This is a genomic window from Paenibacillus sp. 01T422, from assembly GCF_056398785.1.
Genome location: NZ_JBFTQB010000323.1, coordinates 1 through 10,122, shown reverse-complemented (window position 1 = coordinate 10,122; position 10,122 = coordinate 1). Strand labels below are relative to the sequence as shown.

General features: G+C 42.8%; 8 protein-coding genes. All 8 read right to left on the bottom strand.

Annotation, left to right across the window (positions count from 1 at the left end):
- Positions 1-132: 132 nt before the first annotated feature.
- Positions 133-1,968: a glycoside hydrolase family 97 protein gene (locus AC1DUA_RS18635; protein WP_477501193.1), complete on the bottom strand. Its 1,836-nt coding sequence runs from the start codon at positions 1,966-1,968 to the stop codon at positions 133-135.
- Between the two features lie 41 nt (positions 1,969-2,009).
- The gene (locus AC1DUA_RS18630; RefSeq protein WP_477501192.1) at positions 2,010-3,593 is read right to left on the bottom strand and encodes a type 2 periplasmic-binding domain-containing protein; all 1,584 of its coding nucleotides are present in this window, start codon (positions 3,591-3,593) and stop codon (positions 2,010-2,012) included.
- A 59-nt stretch (positions 3,594-3,652) separates the two neighbouring features.
- The gene (locus tag AC1DUA_RS18625) at positions 3,653-4,228 is read right to left on the bottom strand and encodes a carbohydrate ABC transporter permease (RefSeq protein ID WP_477501191.1); all 576 of its coding nucleotides are present in this window, start codon (positions 4,226-4,228) and stop codon (positions 3,653-3,655) included.
- A 30-nt stretch (positions 4,229-4,258) separates the two neighbouring features.
- On the bottom strand, positions 4,259-5,218 hold the full coding sequence (locus AC1DUA_RS18620) for an ABC transporter permease (RefSeq protein ID WP_477501190.1): 960 nt from the start codon (positions 5,216-5,218) through the stop codon (positions 4,259-4,261).
- Between the two features lie 110 nt (positions 5,219-5,328).
- The gene (locus tag AC1DUA_RS18615) at positions 5,329-7,056 is read right to left on the bottom strand and encodes a sensor histidine kinase (protein ID WP_477501189.1); all 1,728 of its coding nucleotides are present in this window, start codon (positions 7,054-7,056) and stop codon (positions 5,329-5,331) included.
- Entirely contained in the window at positions 7,053-8,594 is a 1,542-nt protein-coding gene (locus AC1DUA_RS18610; RefSeq protein WP_477501188.1) for a response regulator, read from the bottom strand. The genes AC1DUA_RS18615 and AC1DUA_RS18610 overlap by 4 nt, the downstream gene beginning before the upstream one ends.
- A 177-nt stretch (positions 8,595-8,771) precedes the next feature.
- Positions 8,772-9,737, bottom strand: coding sequence for a right-handed parallel beta-helix repeat-containing protein (locus AC1DUA_RS18605; protein WP_477501187.1), 966 nt, complete (start codon positions 9,735-9,737; stop codon positions 8,772-8,774).
- Positions 9,738-9,835: 98 nt separating this feature from the next.
- Positions 9,836-10,122 (bottom strand): DoxX family protein (locus AC1DUA_RS18600; protein ID WP_477501186.1); only part of this gene is annotated, 287 nt, incomplete at its 5' end.

Here is a 10,122-nt window from a genome sequence, read left to right as displayed (position 1 = left end):
TCAGATATGTTCATGGATAGGCTCCCTTGTGAAAATAGGATAGAAACGATTTCCAGTAAATTATATCATGGAAAGTCAACACACCTATATTTGTGTCGTTATCTAGGGACACAAATATAGGTGTGTTTAATTTTAATTTTCAGCTTTTACAATTCGGATCACACTGCCACCGTTGACTCTCAGTTTCAGAAGGAGTGAATCCTTCCTGGTGACCGGTTCTTGTCGAACGAATATTTCGGCGGAATGTTTAAAACGGTAATGATCCAGCTTATCGAATACTTCTTCGTATATTTCCGCCGTATAGGATACTTCATCCTCGAGAAAGTCGAGGTTCACACGAGCTGTCCGCCCGCTAGCCGCACAGATTGCGCCTACGAACCAATCCGAACCACTACGGCGTGCCATCGTGACATAACGCCCCGGGTACCCCTCTAGCAGCAGTGTTTGATCCCAATTTACAGGCACTTGCTGTAGAAAAGACTTGCCTGCACTTACCTCGTAAGCTTCGATGGAGTCTGCAAAGTTTTGCACCGCGGATTCGAACAATACGGCTAACGCAAGTTGATGACAGTGACCGGTACGGGTTAGATTGGTGAAAGTGACTGGTGTATAGTCCATGGAGCCGACCACATTCCGGGTAAATGGCACTGTACAGTTATGTACCGCATTCGGCCCCTCATTCAACGGATTTTTCCAATACTCCGCTCCAAAAATACCCTCCCTCGTCATCACATGCGGCCAGCGCCGTTGTTCGCCAGAGGGCTTGGTAGCTCCATGGTAATTGATCATTAGTTTATGCTCAAGTGCTACTTCAGCTATCATGTCGTACGCTTGAATTCGTTCTTGAGAATCGCTATCGAAGAAATCGACTTTGACGCCTTTCACTCCCCAGGCTGTCCACAAAGCCATTTTGCTCCGGCAAGTTTCTTCGTCTTTGAGGCCTTTGAAATGACTCCATAGCCAGATACCAATACCTTTGGTTTCAGCATACTGGATTAATTCAGGTACATTGACCGTGCTCTCCTCCCTATCCCAGCCGCCATCCACAAGGGAATATTCCCATCCCATGTCAGCTGCAAAGTCAACAAATCGGAGCTGTTTCTCCTGATCGCGGCAGGAAAGACTGTCTGAATACCATGACCAGGCTGAGCGACCTGGACGAATCCACGACGTGTCCTCAATTGCACTCGGTGGGTTCAAATGAAAGACCACCATGGATTCGACAATCGTCGATAGCTCATCGCCGATAATGGCCACCCTCCAAGGGGTAGCGAAAGGTCCCTCCGCAACATTCGGCCCCTCCTGATCCGGTGCAAAAGCAAGCTCCAGCAAACGCGATTGTTTCCTGCTTACTTTCAAATGGGAGGCACAGTAGCTGCCGTAAACAGCTGCTTCACTAAGAAGCATCCAGCCATCGTTGCCGATCTGGAATAGCATGGGCATCGCATAGCCATCCTCTTCCATCAGCTCAAGCATGCTATGATCATAAGTGCGCTCATAGCACTCCATGAATTTCTGCGCCCACACGTTGATTAGACGGTCCTGAGGAAGCGCGAACCCGGTTGGTTCAGAGAGAATCTGAATAAAACTTTCTTCAGGCAATTGATAACAGAAGGCAATCGCATCGTCGTAAGCCCGGAAGATCACCTGCAGCCTGTGAGCCTGCTTACTAAAATGAAGGGTCATTTCATTAGCTTGATTGATACACTGTTTTATTTTTCCATGTGGCATCGAGTAGCTCTCATTGATTTCTGTAGTGGTAATGTCAACAAATTGCAAACCTTCGTTAAATGCCGCCCGGTCTGTAACGATCCCAAGTGGAGAAGCCGTTATCAGCTCAGTATCTGTTTTTTTTACATAATAGGACAAGCTTCCTTGATCATCTAGCAGCACACTGACTTGCAGCCTCCCATCAGGGGATGACAGGTGCCAGACTTGCTTACGAGTAGACTGAATTGCCATGTCCATCGTCAACACCTTCCTTCATTTCATGAAATTGTCGCGTAATCTTACTTTTTGAAATTTTCTTCATATTTCTTCTGAGCTTCGGCCATTACTTTGGATCCACCGGCTTTTTTCCACTCTTCCACATACTTATCGAAATCGCTTACAGGGCGCTGTCCGGTAATGATATCGATGTAATATTTCAGTGTCATTTGGTCGAGTGCATCGACGTTTTCGTTATAGGCAGCTATAGCAATTGGTTGCATAATATCATATTTTCCTTTGCCAATATGCTCGGAGGCCTTCCGCAAGGACATTAACTCGTTAAGGGTCATATAGGGAGTCTGGAAGTCATAATCGTTGAATGATTTGCCAAGGAACGTATACTGTTGTCCAATACCGAACTTGATCTGTTCTTCTTCTTTATCAAATGGAGGGAGATACTTATAATCACCTTTCTCGCCTTTATTGTAGGTTTTGCCTTTTTCCCCGTACACGATATTCTCAAAAGTCTCCGCATCAAAAGCTGTAGAGTCCGCAACCTGCAAGTATTTGGCCATCTTCTCCTTGTCTTTTTCCATATGTTTACCGAATTGACCACCTGAGCTTGCGATCGGATTTAACTGAACGGTGCCCTGTTGTCCTTCTGGACCCTTGGGTCCTGCAGTTAACAGCCAGTTGGCGTTTGGCACATTGGCACGCAGCTTATCATAATATTTTCCGTCAAAAAAGGCGGCCTTCGTGATAAACTGATACCAGGAAGCGGTTACAATTCCAGCTTTGCTTGAGATGATCTTATCGTCGATATTCTGACCTTTGTTCAGAACGAATTCGGGATCAAGCAGCTCTTCCTTGTACCATTTGTTAAGCAAGGTTAGGGCTTGTTTCGCTCCCGGCTCAATCTCTCCCCGAACGACTTTACCATCCTTATCCGTGAATGTGCCTGGAAACACGCCGAATGCACCGAACACCGGGCTGAATATATCCTTGACACCTACAGCTTGACCCGTCCAACCATAGGTATCCTTTTTGCCGTTTTTATCAGGATCGTTATTTCGGAATTTGCGTAAAGCATCTTCGAATTCATCCAAAGTTTCAGGGTTCTTCGTGATGCCTACATTTTCAAGCCAATCCTTACGCAAACCAACGACCGTACGGTCTGGCCCCAATGTTTGAATAATTGGCATGGAATAGTTCTTGCCGTCTCTCCTATAGAACTTCAAAGGATCATCACCCAGATGCTTTTTCAGCCAAGCCCAGTAATGGGGCGCATTCTTCTCAATAAGCTCCTGCGGGATTTCGGCAACGGCACCCTGATTCACCAATTTTTCATACTCGGGAAAGCCTAGATCCACCCAAACATCTGGAATTTCGCCAGAAGCTACTTTTAGCAGCAGCTCCTCCTTGTAGTTGTCTTTAGATCTTGGAAGCTGTTCAATTTCGACATTGAATTTTTTCTCTACATATTTGATGGCATAGGAATCTTTAACAGTTTTATCGTAGTTCTGATTCAAATAGCTTAGCTTGTATTTTTTATCTGCCTGAGGTGTAGCAGCTTGCTCCCCGTTTACAGCTTTATCCGTTGAACAGCCAGCTAGAACGACCCCACATAACGCTACGCTTAATGTCACTGGAAGAACCTTTTTCAAACCAATCACCCTTTCTATTCCCATTGTTTAACCTTTAACGGCACCGATCATAATCCCTTTTACAAAATACTTCTGCACGAAAAAATAAAGAAGTACCCCGCCCCATCCACACGCGCTGACTCTTCTAAGCTTTCTGGAATAGATCGGAAGAAATTTCTCATAATTAATGCATTGAACGCACTGATCATACTAGGCAATACAAGAGCCCAAATGGAATTATAAATGCCCAGCTTCTTAATGAGCAGGTAATTCGGAATTAAGCCTCCGCTGAATAGCATGGTGAATAGAACAAGTGATGTAAGTGTTCGGTTGAATGGCAAATCTTTTTTGGATAACGGATATGCGAACAACGCGGTAAAAGTTAAACTAAAAGTTACGGCCAGAATCGTTCTCAGTATCGTATTGCCATATCCGGACCAAATCGCTTTGTATTGAAAAATAACATGGTAGCTTTCAAAAGAAAGCTTGCTCGGAATAAGTAACATACCGGTCGTATATAAGGTGTTTTCAGCACTAACTGACGTCACGACTTGATTCCAAAAAGGGTACAAGGTGATAAGCGTGATCATAATCATAATCAGGTAGAGCAATATTTCGCCGATCTTCTCTGCGRTCGTTTTTCTCGTATCAATCATAGGCAGAATTCCTCCGTCCAACACCCCGGATTACCAAAGGGTATGGTCCTTTCCTCCCATCATGTGAATGGTTTTATTGACGAGCACGATTAGAACAAGAGCTACGACGGATTTAAAGAGCCCCACCGCTGTCGCGTAGCTATAATTCGTTTCCAGCAAACCTTTTCTATACACGAAAGTATCCAGTATGTCCGAAACCCCGTACACCTTGGGATTATACATATTGAAAATTTGGTCGAAGCCGGCATCCAGCACATGAGCCATACGAAGAATAAGCATGATAGAGATAACGGGTAGCAGCATCGGCAGCGTTATGTAGATCATTCTTTTGAAACGGCTGGCACCATCCATAATTGCCGCTTCCTGAAGCTGCGGGTCAATCCCGGCTATCGCCGCAAAATAAACGATGGAGCCCCAACCAAACCCTTGGTAAATGTCTGTGAGGACCAGGATAGAACGAAAGTAACGATCGTCGGCCATAAATAGGATAGGATCTGCACCGAATAGTTTGACGATCGCATTGACAGGACCGTTCAGCGAAAAGATGCTAATGAAAATCCCTGCCAGAATAACCCATGACATAAAATGAGGCAAATAGGAAATCGTCTGAACGATTCTTTTAAACCGTTCTCTAGTTATTTCACTTAGCAAGAGAGCGAATATAATCGGAATCGGGAAGGCAAATACGATTTTATACAGACTGATAATAAGCGTATTGTTTAAGACACGATAGAAATTGGGATCTGCAAATACTTTTTGAAAATGCTCGAACCCCACCCATGGACTCGCCATAATGCCTTGCATAATTTTGAAGTTTTTGAAAGCAAGCACAACGCCATAGATCGGGATATAGTGAAAAATAAGAAAATAAAGCAAACCTGGCAGCAGCATGAAATAAAGAACATGATAGCTTCTTATTTTCCGTCTGAGCTCGCTTTTCGTTCTGGAAATGGTTTCGGTCCTCTGGTTAGCAACAACAGATTCCTGCAAAAAACCCTCTCCTTTCCCATCGATATGAAATGAATGCGCATTCACTTGATATTTACTATAGCACAGCGTATATTTCATTGATTTATCTCATTTTTTTGAAAATTATCGTTTTATTGCGATTTCATGTTTTTATATTTCGGAATTGTCATTTTCATCGTAGATCCGTGTCCAATTTCACTGAGAACTTCGATGCCATACGCTTGCCCGAACACTAATTTAATCCGCTCGTTCACATTTTTTAATCCGTACCCTTTGGATTGCTGGATCAGAATCTCATCAAGTAGTTTCTTATCGATACCTGGTCCGTTGTCCGTTACAGTAATTTCAATCGAACCCTTATTTGCAAGAGCTGTAATTATCAGCTTTCCCCTACCTTCTTCCTTCTGGTCAATCCCATGCACGATTGCATTCTCGACAAGCGGCTGAAGCAATAGATTTACTGTGTCGTACTGGTAGACCTCATCGTCAATTTGGTAGCTGACATCGAAGCTATAATCGTGCATTACTAACTGAATTTCCACAAATGACTGCGTGTTCTGCAGCTCATCCTTCACAGAGGTCATACTTTCGCCACGATTTAAAGCAGTCCGGTAAAATCTAGATAACATAGTTACGACATGACTTATATCGGTAGCGCCTATTTTCAATGATTTCCAGTTAATGACTGACAACGTGTTATATAAAAAATGGGGATTAATTTGTGCTTGGAGCGCTTTGAATTCCGCTTCCTTTTGAATAAGTTTATTCTGGTATACTTCCGTCACCAGTTCATTGATCCGGCGTAGCATGATACCGAAGCGATTCGTTAATTCCCCTATTTCGTCCCTGCTCTCGCTGCGAATATCCATCTGCAAATTCCCGAATTGCACTTGCTTCATCAATTTATTAAGATGATAGATCCGTTTGATCATGGTATGCGAAAATACCGATATAAGGGCAACCAAAATAACCATGCATGTAATAATGAGCGCAATCGTCGCTTTTACAATACTGGTTGCATCCATGGAAATGTCCTGTTCCGGTATGTAATAATAAAGCGTCCAATTGGCTTGATGAAGAGGCTCCTGAATCATAATGTACCGAAGGCCGTCAACTTCGACCATATCCTTGGACCGTTCTGGATTCTGTAGCATCTGTTGTTGGATTGCCGCAGCTTCATTGTGTTTGGAGTAAACGATACGATTATTTCTGTCAGAGATAAATATCCCATCCCGTGCGGACGGGGCTGTAGTTACTGATGTAAGCGAATCAAAAAAACGTTCCTTATTCAGTTTCAAATACAGGATGCCGGACATCTGGTTATATAGGATCGTTGGAAACTGTCTGTATACCGCGAGTTCTGGTTCTTCAAGGTACCAGCCCGTTTTCTTTTGCTCCGCTGCATCCTTGTACCACGGACTCCCTTCCTTAATCCGATCTAACGAAAGAATATAATCACCATACTCGGGCATTCTGCCAGATGTATAAACGGTAAGTTGGAGGATGTCCGTGTTCAAATTCTTGATCATGCTAAAATAGGGACTCACATAATTTCTTAGGTCCTCTGAAAGTAGTGTAAGGCTTACATAATTAGTACCAAATATGCGCTGGAGGCCTGTATTCATCACCACGGAGTCTACCGTACGCTCAACCTGTTCCGTCTTATCGTTCATCCCTCTTGCTAACGTTCCCACCGTATTCTGCAACCCCTGGATCGCTTGTTTTTGGAGAAATATTTTGGACTGATTGTACGAATAGGTTCCTAGCAAGGCTAGAGGTATCAAGCTTACAACGAGATACGACAGAATAAGCTTTTGCTTGAAGCGCATGTTTTTAAGCACATTCGGCCAGCGGTTCATGGGGAGTCCCCTTCTCTATACTTGGCGGGAGTTTTTCCGTAATAATTTTTGAAAATAGAACAGAAATAAGCGAAGCTCGTATAGCCCACTTCTTGAGAGATATCAGAAATTTTCTTATTCGTACTCCGAAGCAGTTCCCCCGCTTTATCCAACCTGTAGCAAGTCATATATTTCACAAGGCTAGCTCCAGTTTCTTTCTTGAAAAGGTGGCTTAAATAGCTGGGGGACAAGCCGGCCTTCTCCGCCAAAGACTCCAAGCCGATATCCTGTCCATAATCACGGTGAATCAGCTTAAGGACCTCGCAGATCACTTTTCTGGGGGACTCGGAAGACGATTTCTCACGCTCTTCTATTAGGTTGATCATCAGATCCTTCAGCTGAAGCAGGTTTTGTGTTGTATAGATCTGCTCAACAAATCTTTGAAAGGAAGCATTGTATTCACGCTTATAAGCCTGGACATATTTTTTTGCAATTTCTGTACATATGTATTTCACATAAATAGTGGAAAGTTTATTGCTGGTTTGGAGCACCATAAACATTTTTTCGATGCCAGTTCGAATCAAATGAGATTCGCTATTGCTTATGTAGGTTGTGATTTCACCCAGTAAGTCGTCGATATCTGCTGGTTCTTCCTGCCGTGGAGCGTAGGTTTCTTCAGTGAACATCAAAGCGGAAGCAGACAGGAAAAACTTGTACTCCAATGCTTTTTCCATCTCCTGAAATTCGGTTGAAATCATCTTAAGACCGTTAAGTATTCTGCTGAATACAAGCATATGATCTGCGTTATATTTATCAATTAGAAACTCTTGCAGCTGTAAGCCATATGGCTCGATGCTTACGTTGTCCCAACTTTCTTCCATACGTAAAAAAAGCACACTTTGATACTCATTCAGATTCAAATACATACATTCCCAAGGAAGTCTAGATTTCAACTTGGCTTCGAACCCACTATCAACGGAATCAAAAAACTTCTTCCGCATATCGAATAGCACCATTCGAACTCTTGTATCTTCGTTCAACCAACCGTAAAGGCTCTCACCTGCTCGGGCAAGGCGTGTAGACTCGGTTCCTTGCAATAATTCAAGCAGCATTTGCTCCTGTACGTAACGGTTACCGATTTCGTAGACCTGTTGAAGCTTCAGCATTTGTTCCCGTTCCACCCGATCTTCATCGCATAACTTAATAACCTGCGCGACTACTTCCAGAAACTCGGCTACCTCAACGGGCTTGAGCAAATAGTGAACAACATGGATTTGAATCGCTTGCTTCGCATACTCAAAATCCCCGAATGCGCTTAGAATTATTACTTTAAGCTTGGGATTGAGACTTTTTGCTTTCGCTGCAAGAGCCAGTCCGTCCATAAAAGGCATACGAATATCAGTGAACAGAATATCTACTTCGTGATTTTGCAAATATTCCATTGCTTTAACGCCGTTCTCCGCTGCAGCCGTTTCCAAAGTTAGCCCCAGCGTCTCTATTAAGAATATGATACCTTCGCGTTCGATTTTTTCATCATCAACAATTAATGCTTTGTACATCCAACCACCACCCGCATCCATAATTACCCATTAACGGTTAGTTTGATCATACATGGATTGAATCCTACACTCCATGTGATAACTTTCACGCGTCTGTGTTTTTTTATGATTTGTTGGATCGCAAACAGGCTGCCGCGAGTATGACTACGACAACCTGTTTTGTTCGTTGGATGATGATTAATCCTTGATCGTATTCTGGATAATATTATTGTTCTCGCCTTGATCTTTAATGTTATGCGGGTTATTGCGCTTAAACTGATTTTCGAACACCATATTTGCTGTATGTGGATGATGGATGAAAACGCCGTTGTCTTCATTTTTTTCAATTTTATTGTTCTGAATGTCGTTAAAATCCGCGAATATTTGTATACCGCTTTGCTTATTATCTTTGATTTCATTAAATCCAGCAAAGTTATAATTAAATGTGATCAGTAGGCCATTTTCACAGTTGCCTTTTATTTTACTATCCAAAATGATCGTATTCGTACTCTGCGCATTCACTCCGTTATTTCCATTATTAGCTATCTTATTATCATAAATAAGGTTATTGTCTAGTCGATTCACCAGAATTCCGTCACCTTTATTATTGGAAATCTGATTACCCACAATCGCATTATGGTTGCCGTCAATGACTTCGATACCTTGGGCTGAATTGTTTGTCAGCTTATTTTTGATCACCCAGTTTCCAGTGACCGCTTGCAGGGTAATGCCCGATCCCGATCCCACGTTTCCAATTCGTTCTACAGAATTCTTCATGATCAGATTGCCCACAGAATTATTCACAAAAATACCAAGCGGATTAACGCCACCGCTTATATCGCTAATTTTGTTACTAAGAATATGATTGGATTTGGCGTTAATAAGCTGAATACCACGTGAAAGATAGTTCTTAATTCTAAAACCATAGATTTCGACACCTGCAACACTATTTAGCTCAAAAGCTTCAAGCAGCATACAGCTTCCGTCTAGCGTCGCACCATGCTTCTGCTTGGATATGATGCGAATGTTGTTTTTCTCACTTGATACCTGCACATTTTCATGGTACACGCCTCTATGTACCATAATGACGTCGCCTTCATTCGACAATRCAACCGCATCTTGAATTGCTGTCGGACTGTTGGGAAATACTTCAATAATCGCCATTCTATCGCCTCAATCGCATTGAATTAACTATCTGTTATATAGTTAATTCAATGCGATGCTGCTTAGACAGGAACAATAGACTAGTTAATTTAGTATTTTTACAGGTTTAAATGATAAAGGGTAATTGCAAATGACAGCAGAACTAGCACTATTGCTGGGATCGCTTTTGTAAATGGATCACGTGCGATCACAAGCAGCGTAAAGGCTGCAGCCAGCATGGTCGCTCCTAGAAGTAATCCAGATAACAAAGCTACAATTGGATACCATATCCCTACTATCATGCCAATGGCACCTAGGATTTCAAAAAAGCCTGTTAAGAAATTAAAGATGGACGGAAGCCCAAATCGGCTGAATTCCTTTGCCATTTTGCCGGAGATTATTCTCG

Bases quoted from the DNA above. Each gene is read 5' to 3' on its own strand.
- AC1DUA_RS18635 (WP_477501193.1), bottom strand. From the start codon at position 1,968: ATGGACATGGCAATTCAGTCTACTCGTAAGCAAGTCTGGCACCTGTCA.
- AC1DUA_RS18615 (WP_477501189.1), bottom strand. From the start codon at position 7,056: ATGAACCGCTGGCCGAATGTGCTTAAAAACATGCGCTTCAAGCAAAAG.
- AC1DUA_RS18610 (WP_477501188.1), bottom strand. From the start codon at position 8,594: ATGTACAAAGCATTAATTGTTGATGATGAAAAAATCGAACGCGAAGGT.